Here is a 25,472-nt window from a genome sequence, read left to right on the forward strand (position 1 = left end):
TTCGAGCGAACTGCATGAGATCACTTGTTGCAACAACAAATGACGTAACCATCGCCATCTGTCGTCTTATCCTTGGCATCGTTTTCTTCGTCCACGGCGCGCAATACACCCTCGGCTGGTTCGGCGGATATGGATTCAGGGGCACCATGCACTTTTTCACGACCCAGCTTGGCATTCCCGCCATTTTCGCCGCCCTCGCCATCCTCGCGCAGTTCCTCGGCGGACTCGGCCTCATCGTCGGCTTCCTCAGCCGCATCGCGGCCTTCGGCATCGCCTGCGATATGCTCGTCGCCATCTTCAAGGTCCATTTTGCGTTCGGATTCTTCATGAACTGGTTCGGCAACCAAAAAGGCGAAGGCTATGAGTACCACCTGCTCGTCCTCGCGCTCTGCCTCTTGATCATCGTCAAAGGTGCTGGTGCGTTGTCCATTGACAGAGCCCTGAGCAAAGAAACGAAATAAACGAACGGATAGGGAAATCTGCGCTTTTCTGAGGCCGTGGACACGTCCGCGTCAAACGCGCGCCAGAAATGGCCCCAGGATGGCGAGGAGCAGCACATAGGCCGCCGAAATTGGCCCCAGCCGGGGTTCGAGAACCACGCCAAGGCCGGCGATCACAATTGAAAATTCACCCCGCGGCACAAGTGCAAACCCGCTTCGCAAACAGCCTTGGCGGTCCACGCCCTTGTGGCGTGCCGTCCAGTAGCCCGTAGCCACTTTGGTGAGCGCAGTCACCACTGCAAGGGTCATCGCGACAGGAAGCGCTGCCGGAAGCGTGTGCGGATCAACCTCTAACCCAAAAAAGAAAAAGAAAATGGCGGCGAACAGATCGCGCAGCGGCGCCAGCAACCGGCTCGCTTGGTGCGCAACCGATCCTGTCACTGCAATCCCGACCAGAAACGCTCCAATCGCGGAGGAGACTTGCAGTCGCTCCGCAAGCCCGGCTACAAGCACTACGACTCCGAAGATAGTAAGCAGAACAATCTCATCAGATTCGTGCGCGAAAAGCCTGCTGATTCGCTGTCCGAATCGCAATGCAATGAAAAGCACGATCAAAACAACAAGAACAGCCACCGAAACCGAAACGACGATTCGCGCCCGAGTTCCCCCCGCAAGAAGCACAGCCACCAATGGCAGATAAACAGCCATGGCCAGGTCTTCGAGAATAAGCACCGACAGGATGCCGGGCGTCTCCGCATTATTCAGCCGCTTCAAGTCATTTAGGATCTTGGCGACGATGCCTGAAGACGAAATGTAAGTAACTCCGCCAAGCAGCAGGGCGGGCAACGTCCCCCAGCCCAACAGTAAACCAGCAATCAGGCCGGGGGCGAAATTCAGCACGAAATCCAGAGCGCCTGCTGCCAGTCCCTTGCGCAGGTTCTGGCGCAATTGCTCCCCGCTGTACTCAAGGCCCAGCATGAACAGGAGCAGCAGCACTCCAATCTCCGCGCCTGTCGACGTAAATTCCTTACTCAGGTTAAGAGGCGCGAGTCCGCCATTTCCAAAACACAAGCCCAGGATCAGGTAAAGAGGAATAGCAGAGATGCTCCAGCGACTCGCCAGCCGCGCAAGGAGCGCAAGAACAACAATGGCAGCACCCAGTTCGATCAGTACGCGATAGCCCTCATGCGGGGCGACTGGAGCATTCGATAACAGAGCCAGACCAAAGACGAAGGGATGCACCTATTCCGCGCCCTCACCGGCACAGGTCTCTTTACGTCTCTTGCGCGAGATGCGAGGTGCAGTCTTAAGCAAGATGGAAACCCCTGATATCGAACAACAGACAAGACTAGCGAATCCAGCGAGGAAGCGCCACGCGGAAGGTCCGCGAGCCATCAGGATTCAATTTGGGATTGGTCAGCCCTGAGAGGCACGATGATTCTTTGACTCGGCCCACAGCATTTGATATAAAAATTTAGGCGAAACGTCATCCCGCCAGACACTCCTCAGTAGCTCAATGGCAGAGCATTCGGCTGTTAACCGAAGGGTTGTAGGTTCGAGTCCTACCTGAGGAGCCAATTCTAAAGAATTTAACTTCATCCCTTAGAAAATCCACCCCCACAGAACCCCACATTACGCCAAAGCCTCTTTCTTTGGAGATATGAGCATCTTCACTACTTTGCTGTTCGCGTCCTGCTTCGCACGCAGCGTAGAGTTGCCATAGACGTTCATCGTAGTCGCGACATTACTGTGCCGCATCAGATTTTGCTGAACGCCGATAGGCGCTCCCGTCTCGTCGAGCAATGAGCGATAGGTGTGCCGGAACGAGTGCCATCCCAGTCTCTGTATTCCTATCTCCGTGCCTTTCGGCCGGAGGATATTACGCTGGATGATTCCAGCATGGAAATAACGTCCTGTGACAGGCGACGGAAAGACAAGTCCTACCCTTCGGTGTCCCTTCGCGCATGCAAGACCTGCGCGAAGATGGAATCGAGCGGAATATCGTCGTGAGACGCCTCGGTCTTTACTTTGCCGACACGCCCACTAACGACGCCCTGCTGAACAAGGATTACACCGGTATCGAAGTCGATATGTTTCCACCTGAGGGCAAGAATTTCAGAGATCCTGAGGCCGGTACATATCGCCACGATAACCATGGTCCGATAGGGTTCGTGCAGAACATTTACCAATTCCTGAAGCTTCTCAGGAGTGATGACCTGCGGACGCCATTTCCTGGCGCTCGTACCTTTCAGCTTTACCAATTCGACAGGATTACGCTGCAAGTCAAGCAGACCCCAAAGCATCGCGCGTTCAAAAAGCAAATGGGACAATGCGCGTACATGCGCCTTGGTCTTTCCTGCGAGGGGCAAGTCTTTCAACCATTCATTCTGTTCAAGGGGTTTGATATCCGTGAGGATGGTCGAACTCCATCGTGGCTGGATATGTTTTGAGAAATACGAGTTGTATCCGGACACAGTGCTATAAGAGAGGCCGTCGATGACGGTGACGTTGCCCAAGAATCTCCTCAAAGCGCTCCTCGGTCTTAAACCGATCGATGACAACTCCCATTGTTGGCTTTTATGGGTACGGAAGGATTCCGGCCCGTTGATGTACGCGAGCGCCTCATCTGCTGCCGCACGGCTGTGATCAACCAACTGCGAGCTTTTCTGCTCGAACGAGGCATGACTTTTGCCAAGAGCCCGGCGAAGTTGAAGCAGGTGATGCCGGAGATCCTCGAAAACGCCGACTCCAACCTGACTCCTCGCATGCGCAACCTAGCTGCCGATCTCTGGACAGAGTGGAAGAGCAGAAGATCAAGGCCTCGGACCTCGAGGTCGAACAGATTGCCACGTCCGATGCTGCCTGTCATCGCTTGCGCTCGATCCCAGGCATTGGTCCCTTGATCGCCACCGCGATCGTCGCAGCGATCGGCAACGGTGCCGCTTTCCGCAAGGGCCGGGAGTTTGCTGCCTTCGTCGGGCTTGTTCCGAGACAGCACTCGACCGGCGGCAAGACACGATTGCTCGGCATCAGCAAACGCGGCAACTCTTACCTCCGCAAGCTGCTCATCCATGGCGCTCGAGCTGCGGTCGTACGCATGAAGCGAGAACGTGCACCATTCGGAGCTTGGCTGAACGAGTTGGAAAAAAGAGCGCCGCGCAACGTTGTTGTCACCGCTACCGCCAACAAGCTCGCCCGGATCGCATGGGCTGTGCTGTCCAGTGGCGATCCGTACAGGCTCGCCAACCTAACTACGGCTCCTTGAGCAAAGATACCAGACTACGCAGGACACTTACCCGCACCCAGAAACAAAATTAACCTTATCCACCGAAGTCTGCACCGATAAGGCCAGACGAACGAACAGTCACAACGGCGTGCCTGCAATCTGCGTCCGAGAATGGTCTCCTACGGCCGATCGGCTTATAAGAACAGGCACGCGCGGAACTCATCATGGCCAGGAGAAACTCTCCCACAAAAGCCGGATACATTCAACGCAGACTGCTTGCTTTCGTCCCTCAGCTTTACCCTTGCAGTCCCGCGGCGGACCATACATTCTCGGACAAATGATTCCTGTAGTTCCCGGAAAACGGGGATTTAAGTATATTCGCTGCTCAACGTTCATTGCGTCGGCAAGTTAGAGAAATCGAGACTCTAGAGGCACAAATGGATAGCTCCGGGTTGCCCGTGACACGATCAGAATCCGGACCATTGGCTCCTCTTCGTGAGTGGCATCGTCCTAAATTTCGGTCACTATAGTTCCTATGCTTTACATTGAGGTGCTTCCCATTTCCCAAGCCGCTTGAACTACCGCTCACCGACGGCCAGCAGCTGACTCGAGCTATCCAGCGCGGAATCCGGATCAGCCCGTAGTGATCGGCACCGTGTGATGGCCTCCTCCTGACGGATGGGCACCAAAATAGTCGGCCGCAGTAGCATAGGTACCGTCATTTCCGTCATTCCACCAACAGCCGATCCATAGATTTGTCGCTCCATTGAGTGATGCCTTATTGAAGGATAGTGTGTGATCGTAGGGTGGTTGAAAGTTAGGCGGTAAAACCAGCGACGCGTCGCTCCAGGTAGGGTTTGAATATTCAGTGACAAAGGCCATCAGGTAGACGCGCACCGACCGGTCAGTACCGGAATTGAAAAATCTAATTGAGTAGGTCACTCCGTCCTGATTTGTTAGGAGCGTGAAGGGCATGTTTGGCTGCTCGTTGATCGCTGGATGGGCAGGATGCGGGGGATTGGCGTCGATTCTGGAAGTTGTAAACTGCGGATTCGCTGACGATGAAGACATTTGGTGTGTTCCTTTCGTAATTGCGACAACAAGTTTCCGAGGCAATCATAGACAGTCAGGAGGCGACGCGGATAGTACCCTATCGTAACTTAGTGTCAATTAAATTGACGTGCGAAGCAGAAGCGTTAAGTGATCTGGGTGTTTCGGGACGCAATACACTCATCTTGCGCGTGGAATAAACTTACGAGACCCCAGCCGAGAGCACGGTGATTAGCCCGGAATTTCCTCGGAGGGTTTGGGACCAGGTTTGGACGATCTCAGGAAGGACAACCTAGTCGGACAAGTTCTCCTGCACTACCAGGTGACGGAGCGCCTGGGTGAAGGAGGGATGGGCGTGGTGTATCGCGCCGTTGACCTGAAGCTGAAACGAACCGTCGCTCTTAAGTTTCTTCCTGCCTCGCAAGCCGTTCGCGAAGAGGTGAAGGAGCGCTTCATGCGCGAGGCTCTGGCCTCGTCAGCTCTCGACCACACCAACATTGGAACTCTTTACTCGGTCGAAGAGACCACCGACAGGCAATTGTTCCTTGTGATGGCCTGCTATGAGGGGCCAACGCTCGCGCAAAAGATGGCACGCGGACCGATGTCGGCTGATGATTCGGTTGCGATCGCATTGCAAGCCTGCCGTGGACTGTCGATCGCGCACAAGCAAGGCGTCGTGCACCGAGACATAAAGCCAAGCAACTTGATCTTTAATTCGCAAGGCGTGCTGAAGATCCTCGACTTTGGACTGGCGAAGCTGCATGGCAGTCCCGAACTGACTGCGCCTGGGTCAACCCTGGGGACGGCTGCATATATGGCCCCGGAGCAGGCGATGGGCAACCCTGCGGATCAACGTGCTGACCTGTGGTCGGTGGGTGTGGTGCTCTATGAGATGTTGAAGGGACGCGGGCTTTTCAACGGGTCAGATCTGCGATCCACGATTTATGCGGTCGTGTCGAAGGAACCGGAGCCAATCCCCCGTTTACCCGGTCTGCTGCAAGAAGTCCTGAGCAAGGCTCTGCAGAAGGATCCAGAGCGACGATATCAGACGGCCGACGAAATGATCGCTGCTCTTGAGGCCGTCCGCGGTATCGCTTTCCGGCTTGGATCGGACGACATCACGTTGAGCCGGATCGGGTTCGACCCGACGCCGAAAACTACCGCGAAAGTGCAGACCCCACCGCGAAGGCGATGGTTAGTCTCCGGCTTGGTGGCTTTGGTATTAGTGGCAGCGGCTATCGGACTTTGGATTCACGGGCGGAGGGCGGCGGCTGTATCGTCCGGAAAGCGAATCGCTGCACTGCCGCTGATGGCAGTGAATACAGAGAATGCCGCGGACGCCTCATCCACGCAAGCGCTGGCCGATGGATTGCGCTCGCAGTTGATTGCCGCCCTGGTTGATCGCGAGCGCGACAATCAGGGTTTGTGGATTGTGCCTGCAGCGCAGTTGACGGCACAGCACGTAACCGATCCGGCTGGTGCGCGGCGCACGTTCGGCGCGGACCTGGCGATCACGGGCAGCCTTGCTGTTTCGGGGGAGCAACTACGTATCGTGTTGAGTTCTGTCGACACTGCTACGTCGAAGGTTTTGGCGTCGGAAGTAATTGAAGGCACCAAAGCCAACTTGCCCGCGCTGTCACAGAAAATGGCTCGGGCCTCTACAAAGATGCTCGGATTGAAGTCAGGGGCTTCGTCGCCGGCGGCCGATCCACTGGCTGGCCTCACTCCGGCGGACGCCAACACATACATGGCGAGCATTGGCTATCTGGAAAACTGGGATAAGAGTGCGAATCTTGATGCAGCGATCACGGGCCTGGAGCAAGTTACGAAAACTGCGCCGAACTTCGCGCTGGGCTTCGCCGCCCTTGCCGACTGTTATCGCCGCCGCTACGAAACAACGAAAGACATACATGCTCTTGAATTGGCAGACCAGAACGTCAGCCACGCGATGCAGATTCGCGGCGACCTGCCGGATGTCGTATTGTCGCTGGGCGAAGTACGGTTACTGCAAGGCAGATATTCAGAGGCTTTATCTAACTTCGAGCGTGTGGTGACCCTCGACGATCGCAACGATCGAGCCTATCGTGGCCTGGCGAAGGCCTATGCGGCCACGGGGCTGCCCGACAAGGCGGAGGAAACGTGGCAAAAGGCAGTCGCGTTGCGTCCCAACTCGGCGGATGCGTATACCCAACTCGGACTCTTCGAGTTGTATCGGAGTAACTATGCCAAGGCCGTAGTCGAGCTTCGCCGGGCCCTCAGCCTGGCGCCCGCTAATGCAAGGTATATGTCCAATCTGGGAGTCGCATTGCTCTATGCGGGATCGCTCGCCGAGAGCCGGAAGGTCCTGCAGGATTCGATTCGCGTGGAACCGAACTATGCGGCCTATACGAACCTTGGCAATCTCGACTTGAAGCAGGGGCGCTATGCCGAGGCAGCCGCCGATTATGAGAACGCACTTGAGATCAACAAGAGCGATTACCACGTATGGTCAAACCTGGCCGTCGCTTACTCGATGACCCCGGGCCAGAAAGAGCGAGCGAAGGATGGGTTTCTGCATGCGGCCACATTGTGCAGGGAGGCGCTGAAGGCCAATCCGAACGATGCAGGCATGCTTTCAGATCTCGCGATGTTCGTGGCGTCGGAGGGCGACGAACGCCAAGAGCCGCTGGTGCTGATCGAACGGGCGTTGGCACTAGCGCCGCAGGATACAGACGTGCAGTTCAACGCGGCCGAAACCTATGAATCCCTTGGCTATCGCAAAGAAGCACTGGACTGGGTCGCGAAACTGATTACGGCCGGATATCCCCTCGACGATATCAACCAGAGCCCTGTGTTGGCGGATCTCGTCAAGGACAAACGTTACCAGAGCATTGTCCAAGCGCAGAAAAAATAGCACCAACGGAATCTGCAGCTCGAATACAGCCCTGAACGTCAACCCTTGCTTTTGTCATTAGAGCAAACGTGGAGGCGGCGAGAATAGTCACAGTTAGTCCTTACTTTTACCCAGTCCGATAGCGTCATAGTTGTCGGCAAGCCGGAGAGCGCTGGGGCGATGAGTAATAGTCGCCCCTACTGCGACAATAATCACCGCGCGTAGAAGCCGACTCCCTATTCGTCAGCAAACACGCGGGTTCATGGATTGATACTGAGAACGCCGCTGCGTTGAGTAATGTCCGGTTAGTCGCCAACCCGGAAATAACGATTGTGGTAACGCTGCGCTCGCCGTAACCATGTCGTAAGTTCCGGATTGTTTGAATGGAAAGTCGGCGAGGAGCGCGAGGTGTTACAAGAAGCTGAACTCAGCACCCAAGCTGATTCAGAGAACAACCTCGGAGACTCCTCGAAGACGATATGTATTACATCGGACTGGAGCATCTGGGCGGCGTTGGCATTGTCAGGATTCAAATACAACGACTTCTAGTTCTTAATAGCCAGTTCGTTTTGCGCCATCGCCCGTATATGCGTCTTCTTCTTTCCTCCTCCCAATCCCAATCTCCATCGAGGTGTTCTTAGGGAATACTACTTCGTTCCCTCGCGCGATGAAGTGCAAATAGACCGACATCGCGGCACCATAAACTCCCATCGTGTAACCGAGCGCGCGCGAGTGCACCGCCAGGCCCAGCACCATCCCCACCACCTTGAAGCCGTTTACGCCGCCCGCAACCTGGGCACCTGTGTTGGCTTTAACGTGATCCACGCCATTGTCCACGTCGTTGTCACCACTGCCCATGGAGGCGGCCGCCAAGGTGAGCGACACGGCCGTGGCCAGGTAGCGGGTCTTCGGCGTCGTGGCTTCGGCTCCGCCTTCCGAGTCGAGCTTTACGTTGGCGTCTTTGCCGGACTGTACACCTTCCAGCGTGGCTTCCACTTTCTCCGCAATGCCATCCGGCGGAATCAGCTGCTGGAATGCGATGCGCAGTTGTCCATTTTTTTTCATGTGCCGGGCGGGCTGGACCTGCCGAACCGTACCATTAAGCCGGCTCCCTTGAGGCAGGATCAAGTGGCCTTCGCCATCCAGAAGCGGCTGGGATATGACCGCGACCACAGCCTCGCCCTTCTGCGTGGTGGCCGACGTGAGCGCAGTGATCAGACGCGCGTGCACCACGCTGCCTGGCGGCATCGGGCCACCGATAGACGCCGCCATCTGGGGCGTCATCAGCTCGGTGCCAAAATCCAGTGGTGCGGTGAGTTCCGCAAAGTAAACCGTGCCCACAGGAATGTACTGCCTATGAACCGGTAGCTGCGCCTCAACGTATCGTTTCAGCCGTTGCAGTCGCCCGGGCGTCTTCAGCTGTTTCATCGCGTTATCCCATTGCTGCTGGGCTTGCTCTTTCGCCTGTTTCGTTTTCTCGGAGGCGACGTCCTTGACGCTCGTTTTCTTTTCTTTGCCGTCCGCGGCCGCAACAAAGCGGATTACCTGGCCCGAACCCGGCGTCACACTCGACTGCAGCTGGAAGTGCCTTCCGTCTGCCAGCACTAGCTCGTCAAAATTCACTTCTACTTTCCGTTCAGGAGTAAAGTCCGCATTCAGCGCCTCCATCGTGCGTTTCCCGCCAGAGATCTCGCCGATTTTCGTAACTCGGCCAGTGACCTCTGATCCCATGGGGACGACGATGCGGTCAAACGCATAGACCGGCTCGACAATGCGCGCGTGAATCGGCTGCCCCACCCTCTTGACACGGAGTTCCTGGTCCAAGGCCACTTGCAACGGTGTGCCCTTGGGAACGGAGAGGGCAACGGATTGCGGGGGCGTGGTCGCACTTGGCACGCTCGACACCGGCGCCGATCTGCGGGCGGAGCCGGGCGTGAGTTGGGGAATGGGCGCCTGTTGCGCTTCCATTACGCCCAAGTATCCCAAGGCGAGCAGGATGGCCCAGAGTGCCCGTCTGATCGGCATTTCAGCTCTCTCTCCGAAGGCTAATAGCGGTTGCCGCGCCCGCTTCGGGCTGACGGCAAACCTGTTACGGAACAAGACCTTCAAAGACCGCGCGACGCTGGCGCCGCGAAATTCGTTGCATCGGCCCTAGGCGCGCAGGTTAGTGTGGCTATTGTATGCCGATGCCGATTCTGCCGTCACACCGACGTCAAAATTTCTAATACGGGTCGCGTAAAGGTAACGTCCATGAAGGTCTGAAGCCATTTCTAATCGCCGGATGTCCGGTTCTGCGAGCCAGCGAACTTCAGTTCCAGCGTAAGTGTACGGTCGGTCAGCGTCGGCTTGCGCGATGGGATTCATTGCGAGAGTGTGGGCAACCCTTAAGTTTAATTACAAGTAACATCAAGGTAGCCGGTTATAGGGGAATAGCACCATCGTGTCCTAATCGCACTAGCAGACTTCTCTTCCATCAGCCAGCGCCACTTATCCTAGGCATACTAAAATTGCATCGAGCGAAGTTCGGAGGTGCGGGTGTCTGGCTCCGGCTCAATGACTGGACTCGTTTCCACCGAGGATACCGGAAATCTCCTCAAGCCTGTTTCTTCAACAATAAGGTTGAGCAACCACCTCACATTTGAGAATTATGTGTCCTCAGGGATTGTCGAAGTCCCAGAGTTAGAGAATCCTCTCCACGTTTTGATTCTGCGCACCGGGTCCCCATCTATATTTGAATGGCGCAGGAGCGGGCGCGATCACTGCGCAGAACTGCCGCCTGGAAGCGTGTCTTTGTTCCCGGCCGGCTTACGCCAGGCGGCAAGGGTGTTTCGACCTCAGCCGGGCATGGCCTCCATGCTGCAAATTCAGCCACGATTTTTTGACCGCAGCATTGGAGAACTTGCGAAAGGCAGGAAAGTGGAACTGATTCGGCATGCGCATTTGGATGATACTCAGATTGCCCGGCTCATCGAGTCGTTGCGTGCGGATATTGCTGCCGGATCTCCCAGCGGCTCGCTCTTTGCCGAGTCCGTTGCTATGGCTCTTTCCGCACACATCGCCCAGCAATACTCCACTCTTACGACACAGCCTGAACGATATCGTGGTGGCCTTTCGCGCTTCAGGCTAAATAGAGTGCTTGAGTACATCAACGCTCACCTCAGCGACAACCTTGAGTTAAATGTCCTGGCCGAGGTCGCGGGAGTGAACATGTATCACTTCGCCAGAGCGTTTAAACAAAGCACTGGTGAAACCCCGCATCAGCATGTGCTCAGAAGACGCATCGAACGCGCTAAGGAGTTTCTTCGTGATTCAAGATCTTCCGTTATTGAAGCGAGCGCGCGTACGGGCTTTGTGGACCAAAGCCACTTCAGCAAGGTCTTCCGGCGCATTGTGGGTATTGCCCCGAGCGAATTTCGCAACAACACATGATTCACATAGACTGCCTCATCTCCTTGTCCGTTGCAGAGGCTGCGGACATTGCCGCAGGTCGCAGGAATGGACGCTGAGCTGTGAGGCCTCCGTCCAAAACAAGAGACTGACCTGTGTAGTACGAAGAGTTGTCAGAGAGGAGCCAGGCCACGGCATCGGCTACCTCTTCAGGGAAGCCGATGCGGCGAACCGGATGGATGCCCGCCATCTGATCGAGCACCTCCTGACTGCCGAAGACCTGGCGCAGCATTTCGGTTTGGATCGCCCCTGGACTGATGGCGTTCACACGGATGCCGCGAGGCCCATATTCGATGGCTGCCGATTTTGTCAGCCCGATGATTGCATGCTTGCTGGCTGCATAGATAGAAGATCCGGGCGTGGCCAACAGTCCGCTCACAGACGCCGTGTTCACGATTGAGCCGCCCCATCCCTGCCTGAGCATCTGGAGAATTTCCTGCTGTAGGGCGATGAAGAGACCTTTTACGTTGAGTGAAAACACGTCATCGAAATTTGTCTCGGTTTGATCGGTGATAAGGCCGTTCTGTCCGGATGTTCCGGCATTGTTAAGTGCGTAATCGAGACGCCCGTAGAGGTTCAGGGTTGCCGGAACAATTCTCCTCACCTCGTCGGGGTGGCTGAGGTCGGCCTTGAAGAAGACTGCCTCAGCCCCGTCGCGGAGAAGCTCAGATTCAATGCGCCGGCCATCGTTCTCATCCCTGCCAACAAACACCGTTCTTGCCCCGAGACTTGCCATGTGGCGTACGGTCGCCTCGCCAATGCCTGCTGTGCCGCCTGTAACAAGGACAACTCTGCCTTTAAAGTTCATAGACGGCACGTTCCGCGTGTGCGTTCGAGTTCGCGACCTCATACTGTTCGCATTTGATGTTGCGGTCGGCATGCCGCCTTTGGCCTGACAGGTCTCGCTCACAGATGTACCAAACCTTCCGTAATGGCGGCCAAGGAAGCCAAAGCTACAACCACCCAAAGAGCGATACCTTGAATGAGTGGCCGTGCTCCGACCCGTCCCAAAGTTTGCTTGTTGATCCCCGAACCGATGAGAAACAGTGTCACGATCAGCCCGGCCTTACCGAGCCTATTTAATGCCGGGTAGAAGATACTGAAGACCGGCACATAGGTATTTAAAATCGCTGCAACAGAAAAGAATAAGATGAACCACGGCCACTGAATCGAAGCTTTGCTTTGTGATGTATTCGCATTCCGCCGGCGATTGACTGCCGCAGTTACCAGCGATAAGGGAACAATCCATAACGCTCGGGCCAGCTTAACCGTGGTGCCGACTGCAAGCGCAAGATTTCCGTATTTCGCCGACGCTCCTACTACCGAACTGGTGTCGTGAATGGCGAGCGCAGCCCACAAGCCGAATTGCGTTTGTGTCAGGTGCAGCGCGTTTCCGATCAATGGGAAGAAAATTAGTGCAACCGAATTCAGTACGAACACTATGCCGAGTGAAACTGCCATCTCTTCTTCACTCGCACTCATCACCGGCCCTAGGGCAGCTATCGCGCTGCCACCGCAGATCGCAGTTCCGGCTGATATCAGAAAAGATTGGCGCTGGGGGACTTTTATCAATCGGCCACTAATCCACCCTAGAGCCAAGGTCAAGGAAATCCCGGTCGCGGTGTACAGAAAGCCAGCCCCTCCAGCCCTCATCACTTGGCCAAGGTTCATGCCAAAACCAAGTAATACAACAGATGCCTGCAACAGAAACTTCGCTAATTGCTTACTTTCTGCTTGATACGGATGTGCAAGAGTTAATCCGTAAATCAGTCCCGCGACGAGGGCCAAGGGTGGGGAAATCAGCCCGCTGCTGGCCAGCACGACAGCGACAAGGAAGATCGTTTTTGCGCGTCCTGAAGCGCGTTGATGAAATTGGTTGAATGTGAGCTGGAGGCGTTCGAATCTAACTGAACGCTCCGTATCCGTAAATGTCGTCATTTCTAAATCCTCTAATCGTTGAAAGAAAAAGCGCTGGAAACTCGATCATCGAGAGTCCGTCAGAACTGGCTTTGTTTCATGTAAGCGCAAGTCCGCCGTCAAAATTGACGAAGTCTTTTCACGATCAGGTCCAGCTTTCATGAGGGAGTACCGCCTCTTCATACGTGGTCGAGTTCAGGACCTTATATTGATCACGTTCGATGATGTGGGAAGCTATGTAGGCAGCATCCTCTGGTACTCCGAAGAGCAAGCCTGACTTAGCGTTGTGCAGCCAGGGCAATCCCACGAAATAGAGACCAGCGTATTCACTTACGCCTCGCTGCTGGACGGGATATCCGTCAGCATCGAAGACAGGCAGGCGCACCATGGTGAAGTCAAACGAATAGCCGGTTGCCCAGATCACGCTGTTGACATTTGCTCGCGTGAGATCGAGTTCGTCTCTCTCTGGCTGCTCAAAACCAGCTGCCAGATGAGGAAGGGTCTCCTGGGGCATAGCCAGGCTACGCCTCTCGATGTAGCTGTCGATCCGGGTCACGAGATTTGCTTCATATCGATCGGCAGCAGCAACCATCAAGTGCAGATCGCGAGCGAGTCTTACCTTCTCGCCGTCCAATTCGGTAACGCGACCCAGCAGGTTCACTCCATCGGCAGCGAACTGGTGAAGGTTAAGAGTGTGGCCACCTTGTGTGCCGCTGATATGCGGCTTGCCGCCGAATTTTTCGTGTCGAGAGCTCAGCTCATCTACACTGCGTTCGTAGAGGCCGAGTATGTGGCTCCACAAATTGATGTCGCGTCCGCGATAACGACGGGGCACGCGTCCTGAGCGGCTCACACTCAGATAAACCTTTCTGCCGCTCTGATACAGCTCTTCTGCAATTTGTGCGCCTGATTGTGCACTGCCCACCACAAGCACTGCGCCGGCAGCTAGAGAATCAGGGTTCCGGTACGAGTCAGAATGTAGCTGCCGAATCTTTGGCGACAGAGCACCCTTGAATTGAGGTATCCGTGGTTTCTGGTGAAGGCCTGTAGCAACGACAACATTATTGGCGTGGAGCATACCCGCAGTTGTACGGACGATGTACCCGTCCTTGACTGCGTCTACAGCAAAAACATGCGTTCCGTACCAGATCGGCGGACGGTTCTTCTGAATAAACTCCTCGAAATATTTGACGATTTCGTTGCGGCTGAGGAACCCGTCGGGATCTTTACCGGGTATAGGAGCGCCTGCAAGACGCGATTGCCAGTTAGGAGTGTTCAGGGTGAAGGAGTCCCAGCGATGATTCCTCCATGCATTCGCAGCTTCCGCAGCGCGTTCAAGGATGATGTGGTCACGGCCTTCCCGTTGCAGATAGTGGCTGACAGAAAGACCTGCCTGTCCACCTCCAATGATGATGGTTTCGAACCTCTTTAGCTTTTTCATTTTGCGACCTCTCTCGCGTATTTGCTTTCAGGCGATTAGAGGCGTGAAGGAGAAGCCGTTTGTGTCAGTTTTTGATGTCGTTGGTAGGTTCTTGACGAGAAATTCTCGTAATACGAGAAACGCCTTGGCCCTCGCTCATTGACCCCTTCGTGGTCAATGAGCGAACACTCAGCATCGTTCATCGAGAAGGACCATTGCCATCCATTTTCGTTCAGTCCGGTTGTCTTGAATGCTAAGCGATGGGATCTGTGCGGGGGGCCGTGTCACCCATCGGAATTTCTTCGCTGCGCGGATGGTTTCGGCCCAAAAATATCGCTTTCCTAAGTGCGAACGTACGAGACAAAGCAGTTTTCTGAATGCATCGTTGTTCGACGTGCGCAATTCAATAATGAAACCGAAGGAAGGCACGATGAAAAACGTTGCCGTCGCATCGTTGCGTGCCACCTCCGGAAGCTCGACAGGATTTATGGAACAGACAGACATTTATCAATACATACAGACCCTGCGTTTACATCTTCTGGACATGTCGAGAGTGTCCCAACGAGGCGTTGACTACTCCATCAAAGCCTATAGATTGGGCTGTCCCGAGTTTTGTGCAAGCGTTCGAGACAACACCGATGAAATCAACATACTCCATCGTGAGATCACTGAGATCGTACAGGAATTGCTCCTGATGGAACTTGCGCGCGAGTCAGACCTGCGCTTCACTCTAGCCTCCGCACGAATTTGTAATGCATTGCAAGCAATGCATAGCCAAGCTGTCGAAATTGCGCGAAACAGCATGCGTCTTCTGGAAAGTGGCGGACTCAGATGCACAGACCTCACCACAATGGGCGATGTTGTCAACAGCCTGGTGCGATTGTGTGAAACAAGTGAATGTCTGTGAACGCGTCTCGGAGCAATTTCAATTTTTTCACCCGCCGCTACGGTGAATAAAAGGCGAACAATTGGTGATAGAGCACCGGCGCTTCTGTCTATTGAATCTGCGGCCGGTCGATGGGATTCGATGTACTCAGCAAGTGCGGCGACAACGTACCGATCCGCCGCGGAAAGTGGGTTTCGGGCGCATACTACACGAAATGACTGTAGCGCAGGAGTCCGAAAGCGGTTCGCCCTTTGATCGCGATCTTCGTAGCATTGTCGTTGGAGTGGAGTATGCAACGGCTTCTGGGCACGTTTCCCAATCGAAGCGCGGGCCTGGCGCTGCTGATTCTTCGACTGGCTGTAGCCGCCGCCCTGATATTAAGCGCGCGGCTTTGTCCCGGGCCGGAGACAGAGGTGGTTTTGGCTCTCTCGCGGATGGCAGCAGTCTTGATCATAGTGGGTTGGTACACGCGCCTGGCAGCCACATCGGCGGTGCCGGTTTCTTTGTGCACTTTCTGGGTTTGCTGCGAACCTGGGGTAGATGCATTGCGGATCAATGCGCTTATGATCGCTATACTGGTCGCCATTGGGCTGTTAGGGGCGGGTGCCTATTCTGTGGATGCAAGGCTTTATGGCAGGCGCAGGCTGGTGGTCGGACGCCCGCGAAGTGAGTTGGAGCGGAGGGGGACGCCATGAGTACAACACCGGTGAGCGCCGAGCGAATTCGAATCCTTACCGTCGACGACCATCCCCTGATCCTCGAAGGGATTGCCAGCGTGCTGCATCGGCAGCCCGATATGGAGTTGGTGGGCGAAGCTTCGAATGGATATGAGGCCATCGAGGCGTTTGCGAAGCTCAGGCCCGATGTGGCTTTGATCGACCTGCAGATGCCAGGTATGAATGGGATTGATACCATTAGCGCGATTCTTGAAAAGTGGCCGGCCGCATGCTGCAGAGTGCTCACCACCTATGCCGGAGATGTGCAGGCAACGCGCGCATTGAAGGCCGGCGCCAAGGGGTATCTGCTTAAGAGCATGCTGCGCAAAGAACTGGTTGATACCATACGCACCGTTCACTCCGGCAAAAGCCGCATACCAGCCGAGATCGCTACGGAACTGGCCAGTCACCTTACTTCAGACGCTCTGTCGGCGCGCGAAATTGAGGTGCTGCGCATGGTCAGAGAAGGTTGCTCCAACAAAATAGTCGCCGACCGTCTGGTGATTTCTGAGGACACGGTTAAAGGGCACATGCGCAGCATCCTTTCCAAGCTGAACGCAAATGACCGCACGCATGCGGTGATAATCGCCGTAAGACGCGGCTTCATCGAAGGCTGAATCAGGCGATGATCGCTTCCCTTTCCATCTCCTGCGTCTTCTGCGCTGCAATATAACGATGGACGTATGACACCACGACAGATCCTTCTCCCACAGCATTGGCGTGCAGCGCCAGCTAAGACGAATCTGCCCCGTGGGGCTGACGTGCATACCTATGGAGTCCCCCGAGTTGATTTAATCGCAGAAGGGCAACCAGCATCCTAATAGGTGACGTTTTTTTAACGGCATCACTGCTCCGAATTGGCGCAGAACACGCATGCTCATAATTAGGCCGTCTACCTCATGAATTGAGCAAACAACGGTTCCCCATGATCGCGACACCCGCAATCTCTGCACCACAGGATAAAACTTTCGATCTTCGACACTTTCCGTTGGCTGGCTGCCGCCTACACTTTATTGCAATCATCGCATTCTTCACGGTGATGGGGACGTAATCAATTCAATACTTTTAGATTTTTTCAGTCTCCTCGTGTTCTGCTGATCCAGAAGTCTGTCGGAACACACAAACCATGGCAAAAGATCAATCCAATGGCCACGAGGCTCTCGCCCTCCTATCTCACCTTCCAGCCGACTCGCACCATAACCCCGAGGACAAACAGACCTCCTAGGATCACAATCAGAAAGCACCACGTGTAGGTAGACAATGACGGCCCTTTTTCGTTTTCCCTTGCCACTTACATAGGTCTCCCAGTCGGGCAACTATCCTAGCACCCAGTTTTAGAGCCACAACTTAATCTTCAGAGAGTTACGGGCGGCCTAGTCAACAAAGTTCCGTGATCGCTGTCGGCTGCGACTGCGCAACTTCGGTTGCCCATACGATGCACGAACAGCCCATTGTTCGCAAAAGTGCCTTTCGCGGCATGTGGGGTGGTATACATCGTTCTGGTGGTGATCTTGGCAGATGTCGTACCTGAAAAGTTCTTCCCCGCGAGACCGTGACGTTGTCACCAGCTTCTTCGCCCTGTTTTTCGGGATGTTTCGAATATTCTCGGGACTCGCGATCCTGGCACGGATGGCCTATGTTGTGTCACGGCGCGTTGATCGCGGAGATCCGCGTCAAAGACGACCTCAACCTCTGCTACGATCATCGGGCTCGCCCTGACGCTAATCGCACTACTTCCAACCAGTCTGCACGATCACATCATCTCAGCTATTCAATCAGCCCGGTCACTTGCGAATTGGATGGCGCAAGACTCAGGTAGAAGGTGCCTGATTACTGGCTCTGCCGGGATGGTTGCGCTTTCGACGAAAATTCAATCGATTGCAAACCTTGCAGCGCCAGGGATATATCCCGAAAAGTGGAAGTACGTGTTTCTGGAAAAGGCCCTGTCTTTTGCTGCGAGCCAACTCACCATCGCACGATGCGCAGCGTCCCATGTTCAAAATGATAGCTGAGTTGTCAACAACAAAGGATTAAAAGAGTCGGGCTATCGCCGACGCTCTGTGCTTCATTGGCCGGGTGAGCTATGACTCACCGCGCCCTTCTGCGCCGTCTCCCACTGCTGAATCGTCATCACGCAGCGAAATCCCAGGTGATTCGTGCCGGTATCAACATCGCCTTTGCCGCGCGTGCCCACCATGTACCGCGAGCAGTATTGGTCCGTGCAGAGAAACGAGCCGCCACGATGAACCTTCTTGGCATGCCCCGGCTCTGCGGGATCATACGCTGAATCCGGCCCCTGAGGATTCCGCGCTACTCCCATCGACTTTAGCTGCTGATAATAATCCGGACGGTACCAGTCGCTGGTCCACTGCCACACATTTCCCGCCATGTCGTATAGCCCATATCCATTCGCAGGAAACTGCGCGACTGGAGCAATTCCCGTGTAGCCATCCTCTCCCGCGTCTTTATCCGGAAAATGTCCCTGATGCGTATTGGCCATCCACTTTCCATGCGGACGAAACTCATCTCCCCACACGTAAGGTTTGCCCGCAAGCCCGCCGCGCGCTGCAAACTCCCACTCCGCCTCCGTCGGAAGCCTCTTCCCTGCCCATTTCGCGTACGCCTGCACATCTTCGTAAGCCACGTGCACCACTGGATAGTTGTCTTTCCCCACAATGCTGCTGTTTGGTCCTAGAGGATGACGCCAGTTCGCTCCCGGCACATACGTCCACCACTGAAAATAGTTGTCAAGCGGAACAGGATGATTGGGCGGCGCAAAGACAACTGAGCCCGCTACCAAATTCTCCGGAGGCGCATCCGGATAATCCTCCGCGCGCGGTTTACGCTCAGCGACAGTTACATATCCTGTCGCCTTTACAAACTTTTCGAACTCCGCATTCGTGACGTCTGTCTTATCCATGAAGAAGCCGTCAACATACACGCGGTGGATTGGCCGCGAATCCACCGTAGCCTTCATGCCCACATCGTCCATCTCCGGCGGATCCTGCGCTCCCATCGAGAACTCTCCACCCGGAATCCAGGCCATTCCCTGCGGAGACTTCGCCGGAGCTGGCGTGGGGTTCGGAGCTGTAGGCTCAAAAACAACTCTTTTCACCGCCACCAATGAGCTCTTCGCGCCCGCATCAGCCCTCTTCATCCCAGATGCAGCATTCTCATTCGCATCCGTCGCAGAAACTTCGGGAGCCTTTGCTGCGACTCGTGAAGAGCGCATGTAGACACCGACACAGGCGGCCACCGCCAGAACAATCACAACGCCTGCAATCCAGACTCGCTTTCTGTCAGGCGTCGCCGGCGTCTCTTTTCTGCTCTTCGATGCAGTGGGCTTTTTCATCGTCAACCTCTACGCCACTATCTTCCCTCGCCCGCTATCCAGCGATAATAAGGATTATCCGCTTCCGCAGTCATAACGCGCTGGATGCGCATGATTTTCCAGGCCGGATGGCTGATCCCGCTCTTTCTTCGGAAACAAATAATTTAGGCGCTTCTCTCCTTGCCAAGGGCGAGGGCGGTTCATGGAACGGTACACGCATGGTTTCCTTGCTGAAGGCTCATCGCAAGACTCGGCTCGCAAACTCGGCAAAGCGTCGGGGATTGCTGAAGCTGAACCCTTGAAGCTGTCTCGGATGAGCGCCCAAGTGCAATTCTCTCTACTGAGCTGCCCCCTATTTTTTCGCAAATTCCTCTTTTTGCAGGCGGTTACGAGGTGTGGTGGTTTGTGAGGGACGCACTTCGTGCGTGTCTTTTTAGACCCACCCTATCTTCGCGGAGACACGCGAAGACAGGATGGGGCACCCGGCACCCTATTGGTTAAGAGTCCCAAGGTCACCCTCTCCTATATGATTTTGTAAAATCTTCTTTTTACAGCTGGTTACGGTCGAACTCTGCTGTCTATATATGAAGCTATTGAGGCGCCCAAAAGAAACGCCCGCCATCTAAGCGGGCTTATTTTTCTCTTCTACTTCTAGTTTAGCAATTTGACACGAATAATACGCCAAATTTGTCGGACAGTTTTTGCTTTGGAATGTGTTGGTTAGGAACTTTCTTTCGGCCTTGGGGCTTGACGATGATTCTCTGGGATCTTGCGGGATCTCGCTTGATTCCTATCCGGCTTTCGGCATGACATCGCGTTCCCGCATTGGATCGAGCATTCCAAAATGCTCCAATCCGGTGCGAATCAAACACAGCTTTGCATTGACTTCGACTGCATCTTTCTCGGAAAGCGATAAATGCGGCAAGGCCTGCAGAACGGTCTCGTACGATCTTCTGGCATCTTTGCACATCTGCTTGCGACGATCCCAATTGAAGGAATGAGACGCGATATCGAGAAATAGCAAGGCCAATTTCAGTTCGGTCATGATGAACTGGCTTCCCTGCTTGTCGGATTCATTTCGTAACTTTCTGAAGGCTTTAGATTGGTTTATCCTCATGCATTCTCTGAGCGTTTTGGGGGATTTACGAACAAAGCCGACTACGGACTCTCCGCAACGGGAGCAGTCAATAACAGCCCATATCATATAAGGTTCGGATGCCTCGATATTCAAGAGGGTTGGGCGCGCGCCTTTCCTTCGCAGCGCTGCTGATTTTTCATTCGGTGGGAGTAGAATTTGGTCCGTTCTCACAATGGCTGTGCAGGACGACCATGATGGATGCAGAAGCCAACTGTTGAACACGTCCCGCAGTAAACTGTTGAACACGTCCCGCAGTAAACAGAGTCAGCGAAGTCTCGGCGGAAGGAGTTCTATGAAGATTCGAATTGCAACGATTATCCCGATTCTTGTTATGACGGTTGTACCTGTTCTTTGGTGCCAGGATCAGGGCGGAGGAGGCGGGGCTAAGGAGCGGGTGGCGCAACTGAAGCAGTCTCTGGCAGCGAACCGGCAAGCACTGACGAAGTACGAGTGGACGCAGACGACGCAGGTGAACCTCAAAGGGCAAACCACGAAAGACGATACGTATACGTGCCGCTACGGCCCGGATGGCCAGGTACAGAAGACCTTGCTCGGCCCGAGCCCTATTCAGCAAAAGCAGATACCAACGTCGGGAATCAAGGGAAAGATCGCGCAGAAAAAAGTGGCTGAAATGCAGGACTATACATCGCGCCTGAAGAGTCTGATCAGCCACTACGCGCCGCCCAATCCGGAGATGATACAGAACGCCGTGCGAGCCGGCAACGTAAGCGTGAATCCTCAAGGTGGCGTGGTCTCCTTGATCTTCACGAATTTCTACAAGAGCGGCGACAAGGTCACCTTTGGCTTCAATCCGGCGGCCAAGAAGCTGGTGAGCTATGACGTAAATACCTGGCTGGACGATCCGCAAAACGACATTGTGACGATGACCAACCAGTTTGCAAGCTTGCCGAATGGCGTAACTTATCTGAACACGACGGTCTTGAATGCTCAGGCGAAGCAAATTCAGGTGACAACCACGAATGACAATTACACGCTGATCTCGCAGTAGGGCCTATTTGCTCACGATAAGCAGGGTTACTCCGTGTTTGGGTAACGTGTCGGTGAAGACACCCGTGTGCAGGCCGAGGTCTTTCTGTTTCCAGATGTCACGCAGGTTGGCGCCGCTTTTGAAACCAATGTCGGCGAGGTCGACGGAAACGTCGCGGTTGTCCCAACTGCGATTGAAGAGGCCGACGGCTACGCGCCCGTTGCTGAGTGGTTTGGTCCACACATCTAAATCTCCGCTTTGGTAGAGACGGTCACCTTGTTTGCCTAGCGGGTCCTGATCGATGGCGATCGCTTCCTTACTCATCAGGATGCTCTTGTCGATATCGGACATTTTGCTGAGATCGTTGCCCGCGAGTAGAGGCGCGGCAAGCAAAACCCATAAGCTCATGTGGGTTTTGTACTCGTCTTCAGACATCTTGCCGTTGCCGACTTCGAGCATATCGGGATCGTTCCAGTGGCCGGGGCCTGCGTATTTGGAGAGGCCAGCCTGACTGAAGCCGATGGTGACCATGCGCCCGTAGGAGTCGTCGATATCGTCGGTGGTCCGCCACATTTGCGCACCAACACTGGGACCCCACTTCCAGGGCTGGTCGACTCCATATTGACAGAGGCTATAGAGGATGGGGCGGCCAGTGGCTTTGAGCGCGTCTCCCATTTTCTTATATGCGGCGATCATGAGGTTCCTGGCAGCATTGGGATCGTCGGGGTGGTCGGCTTTCTCTTTGTTCATGTTGCTTTGAAACGAACAGAGATCGTATTTGAGGAAGTCGACACCCCATTCGGCATACATCTTCGCGTCCTGGGCTTCGTGGCCGAGACTTCCCGCGTATCCGCCGCATGTCTTTGCACCGGGGGACGAGTAGATTCCGAACTTGAGGCCCTTGGAGTGGATGTAGTCGCCGAGCGCTTTCATGTCCGCGAAACGCTCATTGGGATGCAGGACACCTTGGGCATCTCGCTGGCCTTGCCATGTGTCGTCGACGTTGACGTAGATGTAACCGGCGTCGCGCATGCCGGTGCTGACCAGCATGTCGGCGGCGGAGCGAACGTCTTCGTCGGTGACGTGTTCAGCGAAGTGGTTCCAACTGTTCCAGCCCATAGGAGGATTGGCGGCGAGTTTCTGGCTAACTGCGGGCGCGGCAGAGATGAGGATAGAACAGGTCAGTGCGACTATGGTGCGCATTTCGTGGCTCCAAAGTAATCGATTACAAAACGCGAATCATCATATCAATCCCGTATCGCAAAAATCGACACAGGAGGCACCCGACGTGCGCAATTACCATGACAGACGGAGGCGTAGATCTATGTTTGTTCCGAAGCCAATCGGATTTGTGAGCAGCCCCTATAAGAATTCGTCTGAAATTCCGAAAGGTCTGCACACCAAGCACGATGCAGAGGGAGTCCTTAAGGTTCTGAGAGAGTTTGAACTCGGGCTCACGGACATTGAGGGGTTTTCGCACCTGTATGTGCTTTGGGAGTTCGATCGCTCGGATAGTTTTGAATTGCTGGGATCGCCTCCTTTTGATGAGCGGCCACATGGGGTGTTTGCCACGCGGTCACCGCGACGGCCAAATCCTATCGGCCTTACTGTGGTGGAGTTGCTTGGCCGCAACAATGAGGAGTTGCATGTTCGCGGCGTCGATATGCTGGATGGCACTCCGATTCTCGATATCAAGCCTTACATGTCGAGCGTTCCTGTGGAGAATCTGCGACGCGGGTGGCTGGCCGAGGCTGAGGAGCGCAAGGCCAGGATGAACCTGTGACCCGGCGCAATATTTAATTCCGAAAATCTGAAACGAATGCTTTCTCCTGCACTCTCGCTCGGAAACCAAAAAACCGAGGGAAGACAGCGTGCCCTCAGGGGGAGTGAATCTCCACAGGTTTGGTGACGCGGAGACGGCTATGTCGCCCTCCCGTCACTGCATTGCGCCACCGGCAGTATCACCTGCCGGTCTTTTTTTCAGTAGAGCAAAACCGCGAGTCGATAAGTGGTGAAACCCTGATTCGCCGCCTGCTGGCCGCCGCATGCTCCTACGGATGCTATCTTGTAGCGACCCGTGGCGAGGCGCTGTTCGAGTGGAGCGGGCAGCCGATCAAGGCTGGAGCTTTCCCAGCGCATGACGAAGAGCGCGTGCGTGCCGCTTACGTCGCCTTCTTCTACGGCACAGTCTTTGCGGGCGGCATCCGGCGGACGGGAGGGATCGACGCCGCGGTCGCGCACGAGGGCGGCGACTTTCTGCTCAATCTGATTTGAGTCCATGTTCTGGACAGCGCTGTCGAAGTCGACGACAGCGTACCAATATCCGGCGTGCTCGACGACACCGATGCCGATGTCCGTGAGTTTGGGGTCCAGAATGTTGGCGCGGTGCGGGGGTGAGTTCATCCACTCTTTCTGCACGCCTTCAGCACCGTTGCCCATGGCGACGTTCTCGGCAACTTCACGGAAATGTGCTCCTGCCTGGGCAGCGCGTGCCCGCAGGTCTGGTTCACCGGGAAGCTGATGCGAGAGCGAGCGCTGGTCGAACATCTTTTGCGCATGGGCCTGAGCGGCGGCAGCGAGCGACGGGTCCCAGTGCAGAGGCTGGAGACCTTGGTCGGTTCGAGCCTGATTTGTCAGGTTAAGAAGCTTTTGTTGCTGGTCGTTCGGGAGTTGCTGGGCCTGTGTTGTGATTACGGCCAGTAAAACCAAGAGGATGAAGTGTCGTACGCGCATAATCACTGGACTTTGATGCATGGTTTGCAGTTCGTGCTTTCCCATCGTTTGACGGGAGAAGACGACTAATAACCGGTTTCGTCTATTTTGCTGTCGGGACCGAGGTTTTATCGGCTGGCTTGTCGTTGAGGGTGTAGATGACCTCGCCGGGTCGTGTGTAATGGAGACGGGCGCGCGCTTCGTGCTCGATAGCGTCCGGATCGTTCTGCAGGTGATCGACATGGTCCTTCATGCGGCCGTTCTCGTCCTGCAGTTGCTGGATCTGCTTTTGAAGATCTTTGTCTTCGAGGCGCTTCTCTTGGTATGCTGTGACGCCATTCCGGCCGAATATGACGTGGTAACCGAGAAATACGGCAAGGACAACGGCGGCGGCCGTGGCAATGCGGCGGCGCATGCGGTAAGCAAATCCCGCAACACGGATGAGGTTCGGATTTTGTGTTGCCTGTTTCACGGCTCTATGTATCGCTCGGGACAAACGCCCCTTCCCTTCTGTTCCTTTGATGCCCGGATCACAATTCCGCCTGTCGCTCGTGCCGATCCAAAATCCCGAACCATGTTGAGCTTATCGGCTGGCGCTGATCCTTGTTCTTCCTCTCTTTTAGTTAATTTTTCCCTCACTTGCGGCGTCAAGCAGAGTTCTACCGGAATTCGCGAAAGGAACCATTCTTAGCACATATTTCATGGAGGCGAGACAAATCAGCACAGAGCGCGGTGCAATTGGCCCTGGTGTAGTTCTTCAGCCGCCGGAACAGGCTATTCAAATTTTAATCTGCGAGCGCAAGGAAACGGTGGGAGATTGTTCGTCTAGAAGGGTAAGAATGTACAAGTGTGGGAGAACATATCTCTGAAGATGGCGTAAACAACATTTTTCCGGTTTCCTGAGGTCAATCTATTTGCAATTTTGATCGTTTATTCTGTCGAACCATGCCAGTGGGTGTTCGATTGCAGTGTAAATTGCGGGGGTGATTGATGGAGCCTTATCGAGTTGTTCTTACTACCGTGTCCTCGGCCGAGGAGGCGAAACGGATCGCCCACTCGCTGGTCGAAGAACGGCTGGCGGCTTGCGTGAATATTACCGGCGACGCCGAATCCGTATATCGGTGGGAGGGCAAGGTCGAAAATGCGGAGGAGATCCTGCTGCTGATCAAGACCCGTGTGGAAAAGATCAAGGCACTTGAGGAAGCCGTGCGCAGGCTGCACTCTTACGATGTGCCGGAATTTGTGATCTTAAAGGTGGATGGGGGCAGCCCGGCCTATCTGAAGTGGATGGATGAATCTCTCGAATAGCATCTGCAACTTTTGTTATTC

22 protein-coding genes, 1 tRNA gene and 1 pseudogene are annotated in these 25,472 nt (G+C 54.9%); 11 read left to right on the forward strand and 13 right to left on the reverse strand.

Annotated features, from left to right (window positions below; genetic code table 11):
* Positions 1 to 14 precede the first annotated feature (14 nt).
* Positions 15 to 461 (forward strand): DoxX family protein, encoded by a 447-nt coding sequence (locus H7849_RS07930; RefSeq protein WP_186745514.1) that lies wholly within the window; start codon positions 15 to 17, stop codon positions 459 to 461.
* A gap of 51 nt (positions 462 to 512) precedes the next feature.
* Here H7849_RS07930 and H7849_RS07935 read toward each other — a convergent pair whose 3' ends face one another.
* Positions 513 to 1,682, reverse strand: coding sequence for a cation:proton antiporter (locus tag H7849_RS07935; RefSeq protein WP_251106686.1), 1,170 nt, complete (start codon positions 1,680 to 1,682; stop codon positions 513 to 515).
* 260 nt (positions 1,683 to 1,942) lie between these two features.
* Between H7849_RS07935 and H7849_RS07940 the strand changes: the two genes are divergently transcribed.
* A tRNA-Asn gene (locus H7849_RS07940) sits at positions 1,943 to 2,017 on the forward strand.
* A gap of 55 nt (positions 2,018 to 2,072) precedes the next feature.
* Here H7849_RS07940 and H7849_RS27360 read toward each other — a convergent pair.
* Together H7849_RS27360 and H7849_RS07950 are read right to left on the reverse strand one after the other, a co-directional pair.
* On the reverse strand, positions 2,073 to 2,198 hold the full coding sequence (locus H7849_RS27360; RefSeq protein WP_432756527.1) for a hypothetical protein: 126 nt from the start codon (positions 2,196 to 2,198) through the stop codon (positions 2,073 to 2,075).
* Positions 2,199 to 2,380: 182 nt separating this feature from the next.
* A complete protein-coding gene (locus tag H7849_RS07950; protein WP_186745516.1) occupies positions 2,381 to 2,968 on the reverse strand; it encodes a tyrosine-type recombinase/integrase in 588 nt (195 codons plus the stop codon).
* Positions 2,969 to 3,049: 81 nt separating this feature from the next.
* Between H7849_RS07950 and H7849_RS27365 the strand changes: the two are divergent.
* A pseudogene (locus H7849_RS27365) lies at positions 3,050 to 3,705 on the forward strand (IS110 family RNA-guided transposase); the annotation flags it as partial.
* Positions 3,706 to 4,299: 594 nt separating this feature from the next.
* On the opposite strand, the gene H7849_RS07960 reads toward H7849_RS27365, so the two are convergent.
* A complete protein-coding gene (locus H7849_RS07960; RefSeq protein ID WP_186745518.1) occupies positions 4,300 to 4,737 on the reverse strand; it encodes a hypothetical protein in 438 nt (145 codons plus the stop codon).
* Positions 4,738 to 4,984: 247 nt separating this feature from the next.
* On the opposite strand from H7849_RS07960, the gene H7849_RS07965 reads away from it, so the two are divergent.
* On the forward strand, positions 4,985 to 7,609 hold the full coding sequence (locus H7849_RS07965) for a serine/threonine-protein kinase (protein WP_186745520.1): 2,625 nt from the start codon (positions 4,985 to 4,987) through the stop codon (positions 7,607 to 7,609).
* A gap of 531 nt (positions 7,610 to 8,140) precedes the next feature.
* On the opposite strand, the gene H7849_RS07970 is transcribed toward H7849_RS07965, so the two are convergent.
* A complete protein-coding gene (locus tag H7849_RS07970; RefSeq protein WP_186745522.1) occupies positions 8,141 to 9,613 on the reverse strand; it encodes a TraB/TrbI/VirB10 family type IV secretion system protein in 1,473 nt (490 codons plus the stop codon).
* Positions 9,614 to 10,411: 798 nt separating this feature from the next.
* On the opposite strand from H7849_RS07970, the gene H7849_RS07975 reads away from it, so the two are divergent.
* The gene (locus H7849_RS07975) at positions 10,412 to 11,017 is read left to right on the forward strand and encodes a helix-turn-helix domain-containing protein (RefSeq protein WP_186745524.1); all 606 of its coding nucleotides are present in this window, start codon (positions 10,412 to 10,414) and stop codon (positions 11,015 to 11,017) included.
* 1 nt (position 11,018) lies between these two features.
* Here the strand turns inward: H7849_RS07975 and H7849_RS07980 are convergent, their stop codons facing one another.
* The 3 genes from H7849_RS07980 to H7849_RS07990 form a co-directional block, all read right to left on the reverse strand.
* Positions 11,019 to 11,843 carry a glucose 1-dehydrogenase gene (locus H7849_RS07980; protein WP_186745526.1) on the reverse strand — a complete coding sequence of 275 codons (825 nt, stop codon included), beginning with the start codon at positions 11,841 to 11,843 and terminating at the stop codon, positions 11,019 to 11,021.
* A gap of 98 nt (positions 11,844 to 11,941) precedes the next feature.
* On the reverse strand, positions 11,942 to 12,973 hold the full coding sequence (locus tag H7849_RS07985) for a YeiH family protein (protein ID WP_186745528.1): 1,032 nt from the start codon (positions 12,971 to 12,973) through the stop codon (positions 11,942 to 11,944).
* Positions 12,974 to 13,097: 124 nt separating this feature from the next.
* On the reverse strand, positions 13,098 to 14,393 hold the full coding sequence (locus H7849_RS07990) for an NAD(P)-binding domain-containing protein (protein WP_186745530.1): 1,296 nt from the start codon (positions 14,391 to 14,393) through the stop codon (positions 13,098 to 13,100).
* Between the two features lie 409 nt (positions 14,394 to 14,802).
* Here H7849_RS07990 and H7849_RS07995 point away from each other — a divergent pair, with 409 nt between their 5' ends.
* From H7849_RS07995 to H7849_RS08005, 3 genes are all read left to right on the forward strand, one after another.
* Entirely contained in the window at positions 14,803 to 15,279 is a 477-nt protein-coding gene (locus tag H7849_RS07995; RefSeq protein WP_186745531.1) for a PhoU domain-containing protein, read from the forward strand.
* Positions 15,280 to 15,548: 269 nt separating this feature from the next.
* On the forward strand, positions 15,549 to 15,953 hold the full coding sequence (locus H7849_RS08000; protein WP_186745533.1) for a DoxX family protein: 405 nt from the start codon (positions 15,549 to 15,551) through the stop codon (positions 15,951 to 15,953).
* Complete coding sequence (locus H7849_RS08005) at positions 15,950 to 16,591, forward strand: response regulator (protein WP_186745534.1); 642 nt, start codon at positions 15,950 to 15,952, stop codon at positions 16,589 to 16,591. The genes H7849_RS08000 and H7849_RS08005 overlap by 4 nt, the downstream gene beginning before the upstream one ends.
* A gap of 1,448 nt (positions 16,592 to 18,039) precedes the next feature.
* Here H7849_RS08005 and H7849_RS08010 read toward each other — a convergent pair.
* Both H7849_RS08010 and H7849_RS08015 read right to left on the reverse strand, forming a co-directional pair.
* Entirely contained in the window at positions 18,040 to 19,326 is a 1,287-nt protein-coding gene (locus tag H7849_RS08010; RefSeq protein ID WP_251106687.1) for a formylglycine-generating enzyme family protein, read from the reverse strand.
* Between the two features lie 769 nt (positions 19,327 to 20,095).
* Positions 20,096 to 20,536, reverse strand: a complete 441-nt coding sequence (locus H7849_RS08015) for a hypothetical protein (protein ID WP_186745536.1) — start codon at positions 20,534 to 20,536, stop codon at positions 20,096 to 20,098.
* Positions 20,537 to 20,735: 199 nt separating this feature from the next.
* On the opposite strand from H7849_RS08015, the gene H7849_RS08020 reads away from it, so the two are divergent.
* Positions 20,736 to 21,452, forward strand: a complete 717-nt coding sequence (locus tag H7849_RS08020; protein ID WP_186745538.1) for a hypothetical protein — start codon at positions 20,736 to 20,738, stop codon at positions 21,450 to 21,452.
* 3 nt (positions 21,453 to 21,455) lie between these two features.
* Here the strand turns inward: H7849_RS08020 and H7849_RS08025 are convergent, their stop codons facing one another.
* Positions 21,456 to 22,634 (reverse strand): glycoside hydrolase family 27 protein, encoded by a 1,179-nt coding sequence (locus H7849_RS08025; protein WP_186745540.1) that lies wholly within the window; start codon positions 22,632 to 22,634, stop codon positions 21,456 to 21,458.
* A 121-nt stretch (positions 22,635 to 22,755) separates the two neighbouring features.
* Here H7849_RS08025 and tsaA point away from each other — a divergent pair, with 121 nt between their 5' ends.
* Positions 22,756 to 23,214 (forward strand): tRNA (N6-threonylcarbamoyladenosine(37)-N6)-methyltransferase TrmO, encoded by a 459-nt coding sequence (gene tsaA / locus H7849_RS08030; RefSeq protein ID WP_186745541.1) that lies wholly within the window; start codon positions 22,756 to 22,758, stop codon positions 23,212 to 23,214.
* A 197-nt stretch (positions 23,215 to 23,411) separates the two neighbouring features.
* Here tsaA and H7849_RS08035 read toward each other — a convergent pair whose 3' ends face one another.
* Positions 23,412 to 24,185, reverse strand: coding sequence for a CAP domain-containing protein (locus H7849_RS08035; RefSeq protein WP_186745543.1), 774 nt, complete (start codon positions 24,183 to 24,185; stop codon positions 23,412 to 23,414).
* 61 nt (positions 24,186 to 24,246) lie between these two features.
* A complete protein-coding gene (locus tag H7849_RS08040) occupies positions 24,247 to 24,615 on the reverse strand; it encodes an FtsB family cell division protein (RefSeq protein ID WP_251106688.1) in 369 nt (122 codons plus the stop codon).
* Between the two features lie 518 nt (positions 24,616 to 25,133).
* On the opposite strand from H7849_RS08040, the gene cutA reads away from it, so the two are divergent.
* Positions 25,134 to 25,451 carry a divalent-cation tolerance protein CutA gene (gene cutA, locus H7849_RS08045; protein WP_186745545.1) on the forward strand — a complete coding sequence of 106 codons (318 nt, stop codon included), beginning with the start codon at positions 25,134 to 25,136 and terminating at the stop codon, positions 25,449 to 25,451.
* The last annotated feature ends 21 nt before the right edge of the window (positions 25,452 to 25,472 follow it).

It is taken from the genome of Alloacidobacterium dinghuense, assembly GCF_014274465.1.
In the GTDB taxonomy this organism is placed as follows: Bacteria; Acidobacteriota; Terriglobia; order Terriglobales; family Acidobacteriaceae; genus Alloacidobacterium; species Alloacidobacterium dinghuense.